Origin of the sequence: Neolewinella maritima (assembly GCF_923081025.1) — a bacterium.
GTDB classification, from domain to species: domain Bacteria; phylum Bacteroidota; class Bacteroidia; order Chitinophagales; family Saprospiraceae; genus Neolewinella; species Neolewinella maritima.
Window position 1 is genome coordinate 77,799 of sequence record NZ_CAKLPZ010000006.1, and the last position, 17,041, is coordinate 94,839.

General features: G+C 52.9%; 15 protein-coding genes. 4 read left to right on the plus strand and 11 right to left on the minus strand.

Going from position 1 to position 17,041, the window contains the following annotated elements; all coding sequences use genetic code 11:
- Window positions 1–855: 855 nt before the first annotated feature.
- A complete protein-coding gene (locus MJQ68_RS17345; RefSeq protein WP_238752430.1) occupies window positions 856–1,158 on the plus strand; it encodes a hypothetical protein in 303 nt (100 codons plus the stop codon).
- 13 nt (window positions 1,159–1,171) lie between these two features.
- On the opposite strand, the gene MJQ68_RS17350 is transcribed toward MJQ68_RS17345, so the two are convergent.
- The 5 genes from MJQ68_RS17350 to MJQ68_RS17370 all read right to left on the minus strand — a co-directional run bounded on the left by MJQ68_RS17350 (window position 1,172) and on the right by MJQ68_RS17370 (window position 6,580).
- A complete protein-coding gene (locus MJQ68_RS17350) occupies window positions 1,172–1,555 on the minus strand; it encodes a hypothetical protein (RefSeq protein WP_238752431.1) in 384 nt (127 codons plus the stop codon).
- Window positions 1,556–1,619: 64 nt separating this feature from the next.
- A complete protein-coding gene (locus MJQ68_RS17355) occupies window positions 1,620–1,859 on the minus strand; it encodes a YodC family protein (protein WP_264759018.1) in 240 nt (79 codons plus the stop codon).
- Window positions 1,860–3,195: 1,336 nt separating this feature from the next.
- Window positions 3,196–4,119 (minus strand): replication protein RepA, encoded by a 924-nt coding sequence (locus MJQ68_RS17360; RefSeq protein WP_238752433.1) that lies wholly within the window; start codon window positions 4,117–4,119, stop codon window positions 3,196–3,198.
- 775 nt (window positions 4,120–4,894) lie between these two features.
- Window positions 4,895–5,923 carry a toprim domain-containing protein gene (locus MJQ68_RS17365; protein ID WP_238752434.1) on the minus strand — a complete coding sequence of 343 codons (1,029 nt, stop codon included), beginning with the start codon at window positions 5,921–5,923 and terminating at the stop codon, window positions 4,895–4,897.
- 3 nt (window positions 5,924–5,926) lie between these two features.
- Window positions 5,927–6,580 carry a DUF3945 domain-containing protein gene (locus MJQ68_RS17370; RefSeq protein WP_238752435.1) on the minus strand — a complete coding sequence of 218 codons (654 nt, stop codon included), beginning with the start codon at window positions 6,578–6,580 and terminating at the stop codon, window positions 5,927–5,929.
- 203 nt (window positions 6,581–6,783) lie between these two features.
- On the opposite strand from MJQ68_RS17370, the gene MJQ68_RS17375 reads away from it, so the two are divergent.
- On the plus strand, window positions 6,784–7,233 hold the full coding sequence (locus tag MJQ68_RS17375) for a M23 family metallopeptidase (protein WP_238752436.1): 450 nt from the start codon (window positions 6,784–6,786) through the stop codon (window positions 7,231–7,233).
- Here MJQ68_RS17375 and MJQ68_RS17380 read toward each other — a convergent pair.
- The 5 genes from MJQ68_RS17380 to mobC all read right to left on the minus strand — a co-directional run bounded on the left by MJQ68_RS17380 (window position 7,216) and on the right by mobC (window position 12,879).
- Window positions 7,216–7,710, minus strand: a complete 495-nt coding sequence (locus MJQ68_RS17380; protein ID WP_238752437.1) for a hypothetical protein — start codon at window positions 7,708–7,710, stop codon at window positions 7,216–7,218. The two genes, MJQ68_RS17375 and MJQ68_RS17380, sit on opposite strands and share 18 nt — an antisense overlap.
- Window positions 7,711–7,731: 21 nt before the next feature.
- Complete coding sequence (locus tag MJQ68_RS17385; RefSeq protein ID WP_238752438.1) at window positions 7,732–9,663, minus strand: YWFCY domain-containing protein; 1,932 nt, start codon at window positions 9,661–9,663, stop codon at window positions 7,732–7,734.
- Window positions 9,664–9,716: 53 nt separating this feature from the next.
- Window positions 9,717–10,277 (minus strand): hypothetical protein, encoded by a 561-nt coding sequence (locus MJQ68_RS17390; RefSeq protein ID WP_238752439.1) that lies wholly within the window; start codon window positions 10,275–10,277, stop codon window positions 9,717–9,719.
- Between the two features lie 74 nt (window positions 10,278–10,351).
- Complete coding sequence (locus MJQ68_RS17395; RefSeq protein WP_238752440.1) at window positions 10,352–12,370, minus strand: relaxase/mobilization nuclease domain-containing protein; 2,019 nt, start codon at window positions 12,368–12,370, stop codon at window positions 10,352–10,354.
- A gap of 98 nt (window positions 12,371–12,468) precedes the next feature.
- Window positions 12,469–12,879, minus strand: a complete 411-nt coding sequence (mobC, locus tag MJQ68_RS17400) for a plasmid mobilization relaxosome protein MobC (protein WP_238752441.1) — start codon at window positions 12,877–12,879, stop codon at window positions 12,469–12,471.
- Window positions 12,880–13,765: 886 nt separating this feature from the next.
- Between mobC and MJQ68_RS17405 the strand changes: the two genes are divergently transcribed.
- Both MJQ68_RS17405 and MJQ68_RS17410 read left to right on the plus strand, forming a co-directional pair.
- Complete coding sequence (locus MJQ68_RS17405; protein ID WP_238752442.1) at window positions 13,766–14,500, plus strand: ParA family protein; 735 nt, start codon at window positions 13,766–13,768, stop codon at window positions 14,498–14,500.
- A gap of 7 nt (window positions 14,501–14,507) precedes the next feature.
- A complete protein-coding gene (locus MJQ68_RS17410; protein ID WP_238752443.1) occupies window positions 14,508–15,029 on the plus strand; it encodes a hypothetical protein in 522 nt (173 codons plus the stop codon).
- Window positions 15,030–15,452: 423 nt separating this feature from the next.
- On the opposite strand, the gene MJQ68_RS17415 is transcribed toward MJQ68_RS17410, so the two are convergent.
- Window positions 15,453–16,208 carry a hypothetical protein gene (locus tag MJQ68_RS17415; RefSeq protein ID WP_238752444.1) on the minus strand — a complete coding sequence of 252 codons (756 nt, stop codon included), beginning with the start codon at window positions 16,206–16,208 and terminating at the stop codon, window positions 15,453–15,455.
- Between the last annotated feature and the right edge of the window lie 833 nt (window positions 16,209–17,041).

Consider the following 17,041-nt stretch of genomic DNA (forward strand, 5'->3'; position numbering starts at 1 on the left):
TGTGAAAGGGAATCCCGCAAATATTGTGCTCCAACCAACCGTCTGGTGGTCTATGTCATAGGAGAACTGAGAGAGAGCTACTAACAACATTAGTATTCCGGTAAGACTACCACCCCAGCTATATTTTTCGTTCTTCTTATCAAATTGCATGACTACCTCCGTTGTTAGTGATATTGCCTGTGATCACACAGACAAACCGTTAGTTAGAACCAGTTGGAAAAGCTACTTGGCTAGATGCTTTATTTAGATCGTGTAGCGAAGGTAAGGTCTGAATTTGGACCGCATTCCAACCTATGACCTTGATGTATATTATGGAATTGTGCATCGCGGTAGTTCCTTCAACTGCCACTCCATGATACCGTCTATTGATTTAAACGACCTTGCTCGTATTCGATCTACGCTCCCGATAAAAAATAAACAAGATCATGATGAATCCTACAATATGTATGTAGTGTGTTCCATTGGTCTTCCAACTACTTAGGTAGCTAAAGTCAACGTTCAACACGGCAACGAATAGCATCACACAAACTAAGATGGTTCTTGTTGTTTTCAAGGAGCAACATTCAGAAATTAAAGTATAAGATGCTATGAAGGTAACCGATAGGTTGAACCTAATCAGCTACCTGAAGCGACATACTACCTATTTCTCTACGGATTCTGCGCCCACTAGCAATGCTTTTACAAGTCGTCCGTTACTTCTACCACTGATCGCGTTGTCCTGTTGGACCTGATCTTATCACCCGTCTCCCTCTCATCGACCAATTTTCAGCGATGTCCATCCTTAGCCGCTCTGCCCTAAAGCAAGTAACCTTCTTTTTCCTTCTTTTGGTGCTCTGCCAGACCTCCTTCTCTTGCATGACCACTAAGACCGACGTCGGTGAGTTCCGTAGCACCCAAAGTGATGTTTACACCTATGCCAAGGGCAAGCAGGTCTATGCTTTCTGGGGGCTCATTCCCCTTACTCGCACGAAAGTGAATACTCCCAGTCATGGTTCGTGCCAAGTGGTTACCCGCAGTAACTTCGGCGACTTCCTGATCACTGGGTTAACGGGAGGGTTGATTTCGACTCACACAATCAAAATCAAGGCAAATCGAAACCAGCAGCTTGCTCCTTCTCCTGGAGCACCTGAACCAGTGATTTCCGCTTCAGGTAACTAAGTCTGCATCTCCACTACCCTAGATCCGTAGTGGTACTGCGTGATTCAGGACTCAACTGGCAACTGCACCACCGCGCCTGCCGCTTGCACCCCGTACAGTGCAGCTCGAAGTACTGCCGGCATCCAGTTTCGGCCACTTCGATCTGGACCCGGTACTGCATGTCCGTATAGTTGAAGTCAGCTGCTGATCCCCGGTGTAGGGTGTATAGCCAGAACAGTGGCATACTACATTCATACTGTGTGTTCAGGCTGCGCCAGCACCGTTCGAAAGCCTCAGGGATGCCCGTAAGTGTTGTACAGGCCTGATCCAAATCTCCGGCCGCAGCTTCGTAGTGGTAGCGACTGATTCGGTTGGCTAGAATGGCGTAAGTATCACGTATCGTGTAGGGATTGCGCATGGCATGGGGCGATGGTCCATCTCAGGGAGTTGGTGAAGAGGTTTGATCCGAGTGCTTGATCGATCTATGGTGCGTAGCTTCGAAAGGTCCCTGCCTTCGGATACGAAGTTCCATTTCCGGATGCCTCCTTAGTCACGGCCACTACGCTGGTCTTTGGAAAGGTGGCCTCACGCACCTTGCTGTAGTTCTCTATATCGAACCACTGGCAGAGGTAGTCCTCATCAATTTTTTTACGGATGGTCATCTTCGGCCCACCTGATTTGAGCTGGACGACGTCGCCGACTTTTGCTGTTACCTGTGACATATGTACTTGTTTGGAGTGAGTAAACTGCCGCTAAGTTAAAACTTATTGTTTTAAGTTGGACGAGCTTGTCAGTTGCTCGTATACCGTACCGGCGAGTAACTACAGCCTAACTCCCCTACCGGAGGCCCCATTCTCCAAACCAGCTTACCTAGTGCCGTACCTGAACGTAGCAGTAATCTCTTGATTCTTAGCTGACCTGTCCTGCGGAGAATTTCGTACAATTCAGTGTTGGCATAGAGCGCTGGGAACGACAAGTTCGGGCCGGAGGGCGACGTTTACCATGGTGATCCCAGCAGCTGCTTGTGCAGTTTGAACTCCCTCTGATGTCGGTCGCCTACGCTTACGCGCACCTCCCGGGGCTTCACATGGCAGACGGCACCCACCCGGCTAAGTGAAGAAAATGTTCCTTGCCAGCTGTGCTCGTTCCAAGCGCGTGCGGTCGGGCTTTCTTTTTTCCCATGCTTTTCTTGCTATGTCTCCCTCATTCTTCCATCCTTATACAATTACTACCTTGTTTCGGGTAGCTGCTGTTGCTGCGTGCCCGCTGCCCCAGGGCGTTACCCGCAGGGCGTTTTCAGGTTCACGCTTGGTAAGTGCTTGGTTTCGCGTAGCTTCCATGGCAGCGTATCGGGCTATACCTTCTCGGTTACTAGGACCGTCGTTCTCCATGGGTTGTGCTACCGGCTGCAATCAGGCGGTGCGCGCCATTTTACGTACCAGGCTTCGGTTTACGGTGTTATAGGCTACCACGCAGTCGCAGGACGCGCTGACCACTCACTCAGCGGCCTGTGTGCGGTTAGTGCTACCAGCACCGGGTAGGTGCCTGCTGGCCTCTCCCTCGGGTCCGTGCCCCGCGGCGGTACGGGTGGGCCACTCATTCCAGACCAACGGGTCGGGGACCTGGGGGGCCGTGGCTCTGGATCTGGACTTTGGACTACTGGTAGTATTCTACGTGCCTGCCGGGGCTTCCATAGCAGGCTTTGTAGGGCCGCTTAGTGGGCAGCTACCACTGGTGGCCGCCGGGCCATGGGGGGCGTGGGCAGATCGCTACAGCGACTTACCACAGGTGTGATCGTTATCCGCAAGGTTTCACCTTCGGTGGTTTACTGCTTCACAATAGAGAACGGGAGTGTTTTTTCCGCCGTGACGATGTACACTCCAGGGTGTAGCCCGCTTACACTAATTCGCTGACCGCTTGCTTAGCCTGCGGCAGTGAGAATCTATTGATAGTATGAGGTGGTTGGCTTTGGTTACGTATAGCTCAGGCAGTAGAAAGGCGACCACATACTCGACGAAGTAGCCGCATTACTTTAGGTAATAGGGTCATAAAACAGTCTTAAAAGGGCATCAATTCTCCGATTGGAGGAGCGGACGGATACAGCTGAAAGCCCTTATTATGCACCTCCGATATTTTCGCTGCTCTGTACTGTAGGGTGACGTTCTTGAGGTTCTTACGGAAGTCACGCTTGAAGCTGTCCATCTTCGCGTAGCCGTGTCCAAACTGGTCCTTAATTGCCTTCCAGGTTATAAATTGGTTGCTGCCCTTTGGTATCCGGTAGAGCCGATGAGTTAGCCAATTGTATATATCTAGACACATGCTGTTATTCTGCAGAGCCGTGATCGTACGCCGATCTAGCGGCACTCCCTGACGCTTTACGCTCTCCCAGTATTCTTCGCTTAGGGTTACGTGAAAACCCTTTTTTCCTTTCACCACGTCGGAGTAGTCCATATTCTTCGACCTTCCGTTAGTGACGATGCTCTTGACGATGAAGAAATTATACATACCCTTAGTTTGAGTGTTCTTCCACTCGAGGGAGAAGGAAGAAGTGCAAAGTCGTTCAAGCTGAATCTTGATCTCGCCCATGCTTCTACCACTGGCAGGAATATGGAGCTTACGACAGAGATCACTAAAGCTATTGGCCAGATGGAAGGACGGTGATTGATTAAGGATGGCCTGTTCGTTGATTAGGTAAAGAAGCAGTCTTGCCCGTGTACCGTAGGGTACTCCGCGGTTGACTGGCTTGTTACGGTCCCCGTCCTCGAAGTAGGAAGCACCCTGAACCCGCATGGTGAGGTTACCTTGGCTCACCTCATAGAGATTACAGTCCAGATTCTGGTAGGGTAGGTAGACCTGACACATAGAAGCATGCGCATAGGTGATGTCATACTCACCATGCTTGTCTTGACCTGCCCGCATTTGGGCCTGGTAGCGGTCTACAACAGCGGAAGATTCGCCGCCAAACTTTAGGCTGCTTGCCATATGGGTGCTTTTACGGGTTGCTACTTTAAAATAATACGATAAAGATATACTAAACTACCGATTATCTAAATTCCCACTAAAAACTTATACAATAAGTGTTAGTCATACTAAATGATCGTGACCCAAAAATAACCGGTTACTCGTAAATGTACCAGAAAATTTTGGTTTATGCCAAATTGGCAGAAAAATCGACTCTTACTCAGCCAGCTTTTTCTCTTTTCCACAGTACCAATATAGGATTTATAAAGGAAGAAGATAAAGGGTTATATAGGTTTGTCGTACCAATTGATCGCGAAAGCCATACCGTATGATCGCACTTTTAGGTTTTCTCATACCAGATGATCGCGTTTTCTCATACCAGATGATCGCGTTGGGAGGGGTAATTCTTTCACATCATACCAGGTGATCGCGTTTTGACTCCAAAAGCATACCAGATGGTCGCGTTCTACCTATCATCTTAGACCTTGACAATCAGTTTTACCGTTTTTCATACCAGATGATCGCGTTTCCGTCATACCAGATGATCGCGTTTTGGCACAGTAGGTCATACCAGATGATCGCGTTGGGTCGGGACAAAGCGCACTAGGAAGGAACTTGACGATCGGCAGTGTGGAAAAAAATTCGGCACTTTTGGCGTGCTTGCCCCCCTCCCCTACCCCTTTCGGAGAAAGCTCAGTGTCTGATTTTACCAGGAAAAGAAAACCCTCAACTAACGAACCCGAAGTAAACACTTTATGAGAAAAAGCTGGCTGAGTAAAAATAGTTCTTGCTAGTATCAGCTTATTGATATACTCTTCGCATTCTTCGGCGCACCAGTTAGTTCCTCCTGCTTCAACTCGCTGCCCAGTATCTGTTGTGCGAATTTCTTGTCCTCCATCGCTAGCGGCTTGCCCGTGAGGTAGTCGTTGAGGTCCCCGTAAGCGGAATAGCTATGGTTTTGAATTTGGAGGTGCGGGAGCGCTTGCTTGAGCTTGATGGCAGTTTCCAAGCCCGCTTTATCATTTTGGAGAAACGCATGTGCCGGCTCCGTGGTGGGCCGCTCTTTAACTAGCTCGATCACCCGTTGGTAGGTAGCCGTGCTGTTCATCACGATGGCCCTGGCCATCACCTCGCGTTTTGCGAGTTGGAGATAGGTCAGGTAGTCCGTCATACCCTCAAACACTGCCGTACCCGGCATGGTCCTGGGGTGCTTGACCTCAAAAATGCTCGGTGCCTTATTTCCAATAATCGTCTTGAAGTGGGGGCTTCTTATTTCTTGGCCTCCTTTCTCGTTGGTCCAGGTCAGCCCGTAGTACTGCCGGTTGGTCCGCAGATAGGTATAGTGGATCTGCTGTAAGTAATCCTTGGCGGGTCCAATCAGGAGCTTGCGTCCCCGGAGGTAGTCTACGAGCTTCTTGGATTGCAGCGGTCCGATATGGTCAATACGGTACGTATCGGGACTACTGGCCGGCTGGCTTTTTACTCCCGATGTGACCTCAGATGCTTGGGTTTGTCGCGTGGTATGCCGTGGCGGCTCTCCGGTAATTTGAGCAATGCGTTGCAGTGCCTCACTGGTATTGAGACTCCCCCACCCACTCCGTTCGCCGTAGGCCTTTACGAAGTCGATAATGTCATACTGCTTCAGTTCCGCTGCGAAGTCGATCCACTTGTTGGTAGTCCGGTCCACCTTGAAGCTGGGCGTTTTCTCGTTGCGCAGGGGCGACCTGAACCACGCTTCGTTACTTTTCCCCTTAGTTACTTCCTGGTACCCCAGTTGCTTGATGAAGCTCTCCAGGGAGAGGGATCGAGCCTGCTCTATATTCATCAATTACAGTGATGGACCAGTCTTTCGTTGGGGACCAGTCGGTTTCAAATCCAGCGACTCTTTGGGAGACTGCTGCACGTTGAGCTTACGCTCGATGGGATCAAGTTGGGCGGTCACTCTCCTGCCCCCAATCTCTAGCTCAACGGCCTCCCCGCGCTTTAGGCTGGACTGCTGCGTTGTGCTCAGCGCCGTGTAGCCTTCCTTGGGGGAGCCTAATTTTTCTGGTACCAGGAAGATGCTCTTTTTCATTCCAGCTACCCGGTTAAGTTCCTGGTCAAATTTGACCAAGTGATCCCGCTGGCTCGAGTCCGTAACGATTACCGTTTTTCCGGTCCGGAGTTGATTCTGCTGCTCGGCACTAAGCTCTACGTCCTTGTACTTCTCCAGCTTAGGCGTTTCGTTTTTAAACACGACTTGAACGGTTCGATTGCCTTCCCTATCGGTTCCGAGGACTAGCCGTGCCGTGGTGTTGATACTCACGTCCTTTCTATCGGCAATGTCGATCTTGACCTGGACGGGCAGGGCTTTGGTGATTCCGTTGTTTAGCAGCTGCTCTACTTGTCCTTCTTTTGCCAGTTTACTGTAGTCGATGTTCAGCAGGCGCGTTACGTCGCGCAGGTTCAATTCATCCTTTTCTATACCTTGTTCGGCTTTCATTCTGTAGTTTTATAGTGGGTAGAGTAGCATACCGCCGCCAATTTAGATTATAGTGCAACTACGATCATACGAATTTACTATATTTTTAGCTAAATATGCGGCAATCCATCTTTCTGCTAGTGCTTGTCTATCTGTCCGGGACACTGGTGGGTCAGTCTCTGGATGCCTTTCAACGGGTGGAGACTTGTGATAACTGGCGATGCGTGGTATACCTCGCCGCAGACGGCACATTACGCCTGGATCGAAGTATTCCCTGGCGACTCCCGCTGCGGAGGTCCGCTACGCTCACCAGTGGCTTCGGCTACCGGGTCCATCCCATTGATGGGGAGAATAGGTTTCACGATGGCGTAGATATTGCCGCTCCCCTAGGCAGTTTGGTCGTTGCCTCCGCTTCCGGCCGGGTGAGTACCGGCTACAATCGGGTGCTGGGCTACTACGTGAAGATTGACCACCTCAACGGCTTCACCAGCTCCTACGGTCACTTAGCTCAAGTCCTGGTCCAGTCGGGAGATCTTGTAGCTCAGTCCGCGCCGATCGGTACGGTGGGCATCAGTGGCCGCACTACCGGTCCTCACCTCCACTGGTCTACCGCTCACCGCAACAGAAGTTTGGACCCCCTTGAATTGCGGGAGGCACTACTTGCTGCCTTTTAGCTTTCTGTCCTCGTTGGTTTCCTTCTCCTGGGCTTGCTCTGCTTCTTCCTCGGCCATTTGAACGGTCCGGTTCACGTAATTCTGTACGCGCTTGGTGTTGCTCACAATCTCCTGAATCAGCGCCTGGGCGTTGCCGGCAGTGAGCAGTACGTCTTTCAGGTGATCGCTGATGTTCTCCGGGTACAGGCTGACCTGCTTGCTGATCCGCAGCGGGCTTTCCTGTTCACCGAACAGAAAGTTGATGTTTACCCCCTGACTGTAGAGGTGCCTCATCACCGTATAAATCGTTCCCGCTGACCCGTTGCCGCGTTCCAGGGAAGCTATTCGTACCTGAAGGTTCTTCCCTTCCAAATGGGGGATGACCTGTCCTAGTGCATCCTGGGTTATTCCCAGATTATCCACCCGAATCTGTTTGATCTTTGCTCCTACCTCTCGCTGAATATTGGCGATGGCCTCCTTGTCTTTGGTGCTTCCCATGTAAGTGGTTACGTTTGAATTCTAGCTAATTCTAGCTAGCTCCATTTCGACAATGTAGTCGATATCTGAGCTGATCTGATTAAAGTTAGCGAGTACTTCGGATTCGCTAACATCGCGAATGTAAGGAATCGGCAGATGCTTCTTACTTTCCCTGGCAATGGCTGCTTCGTCCAGCCGGACTTCGGCGTCAAAGGTTTTTAGTTCTATCGGCTGCTGGCGGGTATCAGCCACCGTACCCACGAACTCCCCCTGGGATAGGGAGGCGATGCGGCTGGACGGTATGCGCTCCTGCAGTACCATACTGTGGGAGAAGGAGGTGTCCATGCGATTCTGGCTATACCCTCTCCTGACCTGTTCGGTCTTGCCGAACCGTTCGGCCAGATCCTTGGCCGTCGTTCCCACCACCTGCCCGGTAAAAACGTTCGCACAGATGTTGAAGATGGAATGCGCCACCTTATCCCCGTAGTCGCGGATCAGCTGCGTCATATCTTGGAAGGCCAGCACCACCGCGACCTTATTCGACCGGCCGGTCGCGATCAGGTTGTCCAACCCCCGGAAGTAGATGGTGGCGAGCTCGTCGATGATCATGGCGGAGGGCAGGTTTCCGGGCTTGTTGATCAGCCGACTTATCCGACTGTTAAATAGGCCCAGGGCGGCTCCGTAAATGTCCTGCCGGTCGGGATTATTACCCAGACAAACGACCTTTGGTTCCTTCGGATTGTTGAGGTCCAGCGTGAAGTCATTCCCAGTCAATACCCAGTACAGGGAGGGCGAAGCCAGCCGGGACAATGGAATGCGCGCGCTGGCAATCTGACCTTCCAGCTGGTCGGTCGCGCCGCTCTTATAGGCACTATAAAAGGGCTTGACCAGGGTAGCAATCTGCGGGTGACTAGCGAGGATGGGAAACATCTCGTCGTAGTCCCGGCTGATAAATTCAATGGCGTGGGGTAGCGTACAGTACTTGCCGTTCTCGTAGAGGCGCAGGAACCAGATCACCGCCGTAAAGAAGTTGACGGGAGATTCTACGAAGAAGTCCCCCTGCTTGGTGATCCAGTTGCGGTTCAGGTTCAGCAGCATCGTTTTGGCACTCTCCGTGGCGTCGGTAATGTCATGCAGCAGGTCCGGGTGGAGCGGGTTGCAGCGGTGGCTTCTACTTAGATCATCAAAGTTGATCATGTAGAAGCTGGGTGGTACGGTGTACTTATCGACGTTGCTTAACAGGGCGTTATAGGTTTCCGTAGTTAATTCCGGAAACTTAAAGTCGTAGACGTACATGGTGTAGCCCTTGCCGATCATCTGCCGGATGAAGGGCTTGATGAAGGCGAAGCTCTTGCCCGAACCGGGGGTGCCGGTGATGATGGTTCCCCGGAAGGGATTGACGACGTTGATCCATCCCTGGCGTACTTTATTCTTTAGCCGGTAACGAGTGGGCAGATTGATTGAATACTGGTTTTCGATCAGCCGTTCCTCCTGGGGAAAGCTGCGGTTCTTGTCTCCGAAAATGTCATCAGATGGATTCCAGTCGAGCACCCGGCGCAGGTTTACCAGACCGGCGCCGAGTATGGCCCACCCTGTCGCCAGACAACCCAGGTAGATGCTTCCCGCCGTTTGTAAATCCTCGATGGAAAAAGCGATCATTGACGCGCCGTACACCAGTAGTCCCACAACCAGGGTGATGGTGACCTGCCGGTAGGTCAAGTTTTCTGACTTCTTGCCCTTGTCCCCGATGCTGCCCACCGCCAGTACCACCAGTGGGACGGCGTAGGACACGGCATAGGATCGGAAGTACAGGGTGTGCTGGAAACGTTGGAGGAAGCGCCCGACCTCCGGGCGCGTTAGTCCCTGCAGCTGCCACCAGTCGTAGTAGTAAATGTAGGTGTGCAACAGGATCAGGAATAGGGCCGCTACGCGGACTGCTGTCATGATGAAGCTGTTGTCATTCTGTGCAGCCATCGTATGGGTAAGTGTGGGTAGTCAGAAAAAACTAGGGAGCGGATGGAGAAAGACTAGCCTTCCCACTTCTGCTTTAGATGGTCGAAGTAAGTCTTGGCCCGCTGGGTGGACAGCTTGGTACCTCCGTGCATCGTCCTGCGGATGTCCTCCCACGTCGGCCAGCGATCTATCTCTTTCTCGTAGGCCTTATAGTAACCGGGGCTGGACTCGACGGCTACAATGGCCGAGTACGACCCTATGCCCGCTGGCTCCGTTACCACCTGCAGCAGCGTATAGGGGTCAGGATCCTTTAGTGGATCTGAACAGGTACACTCGGTCCTCAGCTTGTTACAACCTGGACACATGGAGCTGCCCGCTGGTCGCCCGGAGTTCTTTCTAGCCCCTCCCCTACCCTTTCCTTCCTTTGGAAGATGGTAGGAGAACGCCCGTCCGAAGTACGCAACATTGTCCTCATAATACTTGCTGAGGCCCATCACTTCCATCGTCTGCCGGGCGGTCAGGCCCTTCTCGATGTAATAGCCGCGGGTTGTCTCAATAACCCGTGTACTGAACAGGTAGTCCTTAGCGTCTTCCCGACTGGCGACCGCTTCGTAAGTGATTCCGGTATTTTTCATAATGGGTGGGTGGTTTGGCAAGGGTATACAGACAAAATTAAGCAATAACAAATTATCTTTTGCCATTAATTAACCTAGTGACGCAACACCCGATTTTGCCGCCGCTCGTCCATACTTAGGTTCTCGTCCTGGTCCATGGACTGCAGCACTTTGTACAGTCCGCTCCACTTGGCGTGCGCTCCCTGGGACATGAGGTAGCCGCGCAGTTCAAACACCAGGGAGTTGGGTACCTGCTTCCGCCTGGCCGTCGAGCTGCGCAGTTCAGTGATTTTGGCCTCCTGGATGGCATCGATGGCCGTCTTACCAATCTTCTCTTCCAGCAGGGACTTCATCTTCTCGTAGTGCTCCGTCCGGTAGTCCTGCCGGTGGACGGAGGAAGCTAGGTTGCCCGGCACCTGAAAGGAATACGTTTCCTGGCCGACCATATGCGCCCGGTAGCCCGCTTCGGTGGGCTTGACGAGGATCCCCTTACTCGCCAGTTGCAGGAGTGGATGATTTATCCCGCCGCCCTCGGTGTTGCGCTTACTCAACAGGGTGAGTTCCTTCTTGACGTAATTGTTGTGCAGCTGTGCACCCAGCTTCTCGGCGGTGGTGGGCCTGAACTTCCCTTCCCAGTACTTCCAGTCCACCGTAGTCAGGTTCACGTCGAGCGGTATACCTCCGATGCCCCGGTAGCGACCAACGCCGATCAGCATTCTCCGTTCTTCGGATGATAGCTCTCCGATTTTCAGTTTCACCGCTGCCTCACCCCCTATCTCCAGCTGATCGCTGGGTATGCTGACCTCCTGGTTGTCACGCAGTACGATGTGCTCGTTCTGCCGCTCTAGTCCAAGACTATTCATGAGTGAACCCCTGAATTCCGTCTTAACCTGGGCCAGTCCCCAGTAGAGGGCTTTTAGCTCCTTCTCGTCGCGTTTCAGGGCCGTGTCGTAGCTTTTCTTTTCCGAGGCCACTATCTCATCGAGATAGGGCCGAATGAGGCCGCTGGTGTGACCCAGTTGAGCCATCGCGAACAGCACGTCGTCTGTGTTGAGTCGCTTGATGGCTACCGACTGATAGTCCGCCGCTCCCTGCTGGCTGGCGATGTATTGCTTGGCGTCCTTGACCAGTGCCTTGTAATCTTCCAGGCTGAGGGTATTGGATTCTTCGCGCCGGTTCCACTCCGCCGCGGTGAACTTCCGTCCTACTTGGCTTGCCTTGTAGATGTGGCCGCTTTGCTCGTCCACGTAGTGAACGCCGAACCGTCGGCCCTCCTGGTTGCTATGGTGGATGGTCCTGATCTGCCGTTCTTCGAGTGCCTTGTTTACATCCTCGGTTGAAGCCCTGTCATCCGCGAATGCTTCCCGGACGCTGCCTTTAACCTGGTCCAGTGATCTGCTTGCCGCCTTACCGTTGCGCTCGAGTAATTTGTCCAGCGTACTCCCCCACCCCTTCTCGAAGACCTTGGACGATTTGATCGCTGCGGAATTTTCCTCTCCGGTCCGGACGTCAATTCGCACGACCGAATACCCCTTCCAGTCTGCGCCCTCCGGCGTCTGCCCCTTCTCTTCGCGCACCTTTAGGTCACGGTCGCGCAGCAGCGCGTTGAGTTCGCTGATGTTGGCAGGCTTGTAGACCTGCAGCGTGTCGCGGATGGTGTGGCGGGCGTAGGTCCGTAGCTCGGACAGGTCGCCGCTCTGCGGGGCGTTCAGCTCAGACAGCCGCTGGGCCTTATCCTGCTTTTGTCCCCGTTCCTCGGCCTTGACCAGTTGGTAGTCTACCTCGATCTCCTTGCGTGTCACCTCGCTCTTGGTGGCCCCGATGAACGAATCGTCGATGCGCTTACCCTCCCGCGTTATGTTGGTGGTGACGATGTGAATGTGGTCGTTGTCGGTATCCTGATGGCGGTAGATGTAGGCTGGTTGATTCTCGAAGCCGATGCCTTTCAGGTAGTCATTGGCAATGCTGCGCAACTGCTGCTCATTCAGCTTGTCCTCTGGAGCAAAACTTAGAGCGATGTGGACGCTATTTCGCTTCGTTCGGGTGTTCCGGTCTGCGATACTTTGCAGGGAATTTGCCTTCTCTTTCAGGCTCTGTCGGTCGGCTTGTGCCAAGCTGTTGATGGCTCCCAGAGAGACAGCATCACCCTGTTGAACCTTTTTTTCATTGTACGCAAGTGCACCGTAAATTGACTTACCTGTCTTGATTATCGCTACCATTTCTCGTGAATTTCGTGGATGGTTCCCTGCATTTCATACATCACTTTTTCGGCGGACAGGAACAATTGAAGCAAGGAAAGTACCTCACTTTTGTACTCTGCGCTCTTGTAAGTATTGAGGTGTCTGGCAATCTGATTGATGTTTACCCCGAGCTTGTTTAGCTCTTCATTGCTATTCACGAGCGTTTGTTCCAGCCGTTCGAGGTTGGCATTGACCACACGCTTTTTGATGTTCTTGTCCACTACCCTGGCGCGGAGGTACGCCGTTTTAGTGGGGTAAAAGATGGGGTCATAGTCGGCCATCACGGCATCGTACTCACCCTTAGACAAGTTGACTTCAGTGCGGTAGGTCAGCTTTTCGGTGGCTGCTTTGAGGGGCCTCCCCTTGCGATTATTCTTGGACACGATAGTGGCTTTTGACCGCAGCGCGGTACTTCTTTTGGACAATTCAGGACGTGCGAGTTTCGAGCATCTCCGTCCAAAAGACAAGATAGAATTTAGCTGGGAGAAAATAGGGGAGCTTTTTTTCCAGCTAAAGTCACATCTTGCTATGTGCATGTGCATATCCCGAGCCCGGCCCGATTTGCGGGCAAATCGGGCCGGGCGAGCCGGCTCCTTGAGCTGGGTGACGAGCTACGTTGCGGGGCTGGGTGAAGAGCTGCATCTTCGGTTGGTTGTGGTGTATGGTGGGCCGTGACCTGAGCGTGGCCACCATAAACCGGTGATCGGCATTTGTGAAGGTGGGCCCCCTGATTTCTCCCCACATAACATATAACTAGATAAACTATGTATTTACATAATTATGTAAATACGTGTCGTATGAACTGATTGATGATGCCCATTTGAGGTTCAGTTCCTTACATAAATATGTAAGTGTGTTTGCTGATTTAGTTGGTACCATTTGCCTATACACATAATTATGTATCTATGTGTGCTCAACGCACCCACTACATTTACTCCAATCTTTTATGTACATGTGTTGTTATGTGCTTAGTTTTTTAACTAAACACGCATAAACACCAGAACATAAACACACAAACACGTAAGTAAGTTATTGTATATTTGTGTTTCTACCTACTTACCTATTTAGCTAATCACATCTATACATTTAAACATAAATACATAAAACAACAAGTATGTAAGTTTGTGCTTGTGTAAGCAAGTACTTACTTTTGTGCGTAAACAGATAGTCACACAAGTAATTAAACATACAGCTAAATATGTAAGTACTTAATTGTTTACTTAAGTATGTAAGTACATAAGTACATATTTACCTAAGAAAGTATAAAGCATGAGCGAAAAAATCAACCGTATTGTTCTAGCTACCCAGAAGGGTGGAGTGGGCAAGTCTACCATCGCCACGATGCTAGCCAGCTACATGTACTTCGTTAAGGACCACAGTGTGGTCGTGATCGATGCCGACGATCCCCAGCACACCATCAAAAAACTTCGAGACCGTGAGCTGGCTCGGTTCAAACAGGACGAAGCGATGATGCGGGCCTTTACCGAAAGTGGAAAGAGCCAAATCTATCCTATCACTGAATCTAGGATGGACCATGTATTCGAGCGTCCGGCTCCCGACCGGCCCTCCACCTTCGAGAAAGCCAGTCACCCGAAGATTGCGGCGGACACGGTCATCATTGATACACCTGGATCGGTTGCCATCGAAGGACTGGGGAATATTCTGCGCAACGTTGATCGGGTAATCATCCCCTTAGAACCGGAAGAAATGAGCCTCGTGAGCGCGACCGAGTTCCTTACCGCCCTGGGTAGCATCGGCTCCAACCAAAAGGAAAGACCTAAGCCTATTGCTTTTTGGAACAAGGTGCTGTGGCGCAGTCACGAGGAGCTCATCACCGCCCAGAACGAGGTATTCCGCGCGGCCGGTATTCACGTATTGACTAACCACATTCCGTACAGCGTCAAACTGAAAAGGACCGAAACACGGAGCACCATTTTCCCCGTCAACTTCCGGAGCATCGACCTGAGTGGCTTCATGGAAGAATTATACCAGACCACTAAATAAATACCCAATGGCTAAGACAAAAAGTACGTTCACCCCCGTAAGTATGCCCGGACTGGGTTCTGAGTTTGACGACGTGTTTAAGGACGATTTCAAGGTCGAGCCGAACAAACCGTCCGAACCGGCTCCCCCTCCCGCAACGGCTGCGACCCCCGCCGCAGCATCTGCCCCCGCTCCTGCTGCACCTTCGAAAACGAGGGGTAAGACTAAGGAGCCTAGAAAAAAGAAAGTGGTCGCTAAAGCCAGTCCCGAAACGGCTCCGGAAATCGAACAGGCCATCCCGCCGCCCTCCACCAGTTTCGACAAGGAAGCCCTGGGTTGGTTCTTCTCCAACTCCCCGGACATCAGTCGGCCTAAGCAACTGTACGTGGACAGGAGTACCAAGGAAACCCTACACGCTGTGGCGCGGGCTGCAAAAATTCCCGTTGGTCACCTGACCGAGAACATCGTCCGCTGGTTCCTCCTGTCGAATAAGTCAGAGATCACTAAGATCATCGCACGCAATCGAGATCCGTTCAACCACCTCGACTAGACTAATCAGCCTGAATAAGCTAGGGGGGCCGGTCAGTTGACCGGTCCCCTTTTCGTTACTGTAATCCAGCAGTAACCTCCTTGAAGCACTAAGAAGCGCTTTTATCCTACTTCGTTCTCTAACTGCTTCCCTCCGATTCCCGGAATGGAGGGTACCCCAGTATGCTGCTTGGCATGAAAAGTCTTTCGGCGATTTTTCCCGTAAAACCGTAGCCAGGATCGTGTTTTGTCATAGCCCTCTCCACAGTTCTCACACGCGTCCCGGTCGCCGTCGTCCTGATCATACTCGTCCCCATCGTCCTGGTCGTGCTCGTCGATATGCCTTAACGCGTTCACTAGCCCGGTTGACTCCCTGGGGGCTACTTCCTCCGTTTCCAGCTTTACGGTCCAGTTATGCTCCGCTGACGCATGATCTGACTCATTGTCAAATGCGTCTATCTCGTCGGTTGTAGGTGCCTGAAAAGGGTCTACCCGGTCGCTCACTGGCTGGGGTAGGGGAGTGGCCCCGGTCACTTCCGGGTAGCTCTCTGCCGCCCGCGTAATCTTCACCCGCCAGCCTTCCTCCCGTTCCCACAGTACGGGCGACTGGATGGGGGGTTAGGGCGTCCGGAGTAGTCCGCTCCACCCATTTCGCCAGACAATAGACTTCCCGCCGTGAACGGACCGTCAGGACCTTATACAGCGACTGTAACGGGCCTTCCTCAGAGCAAAAGGGGTCCGGCTGTACTCGTTTCTCATTTCCTGCCCCGGCGTGGTGAAGTTCTTTCACTACGATGGACACCAACAGGACGATCAGGCACACGACGGTGAACCAAGCCAGACCGCCTCCGTGGTGGCTTACGGTCAGCTGGTGATCTGCCATAGCCGCTTCGTTGTCCTGGGCGACGTTGGCCCGGGTACTCCCCTTGTCTACCTCAATGGCATCGAGCTCGCCGCGGTACCGATCGCGCGCCTTTGTCAGGGCGGCTTCCCGCTTTTCCGTGAGTCTGGCGACCTTCTCGCCGCGGCTTGCCAGGGCTTTCGCTTCGTCCCGCGCGAGTTCAGCTATTCGGGTGGTGTACCGCCGGTCTGTCGTGCGTTTCTTGGCTTTAAGCTGATTTATGCGCCCCTGAAACCTCCGTGTCGTGCCGCTCGTACTGGTACGGGTGGCGGTGATGCGGGCGGCATAGCTGCCCGCCACATCGGCTTCATCCTTCTCCCACGATGCCTTAGCCAGGCTTCCTTTCTGGTCGGCCGGCTTATCCGATGCGGTACTGCTAGCTAGGGTAGGGGGGGTTAGCTACGGCACTCACCAATGACCGGGAGCCGGTGAACGATAGGGTGGCCGAAGCTCCCAGGAGCAACAGGGTAGCGACCAGGACGACGGATGGAATACCTGGATCGTAACCCTTCCACTGCTTTAGAATGACGGTCCTGGACGCGAAGGGAAAGAGCCGGCGCAAACCGATCTCGATGATGGCTACCCCTACGGTAGCTCCACCGATCGATGCTGCCGCAGCGTACTCCGGCCAGAGGGGGGCTAGACGGGTGAACAGGAGCGCATAGAGGATGCTCCATTCGGTCAGGGCGCTCGCGCGTTGGGCTAATTAACCGGCAACGGTCAGGTTGGGATTGAGTACCGGATAGCGGCTAAAGAACCGCTTGTCCTCGGGGGGTACTGGGGGGCTGGTAAAAGATCTTTATCTTGATATGGATGTTGAGTGGTCCCCTGGCGGTACCGCTCTGCAGCTGAGGCGGCGGGTCGTCTAGCGGGGTACTTACGGCCAACCTTCGGGTGGCCCACGATGGAAGGGTGTACTGCGGGAAGAGGGGTGGTGGTCGGGGATGCGGTGGTCCATAGGCAGGGGGGGGGGGGGGGGGGAACCCCCCCCCCCCCCCCCCAAACCCTTCCCCACCCCCCTTTTTCCGGCCGGGGGTTTCTTTGGCCCGGGGGCGGGCCTTTTTGCCCGCGGGTTTTTCTTCTTTTAACCCCTCCCCCCGCGGCCCACTTAGGCGCGCCCCCTGTTCACCCTG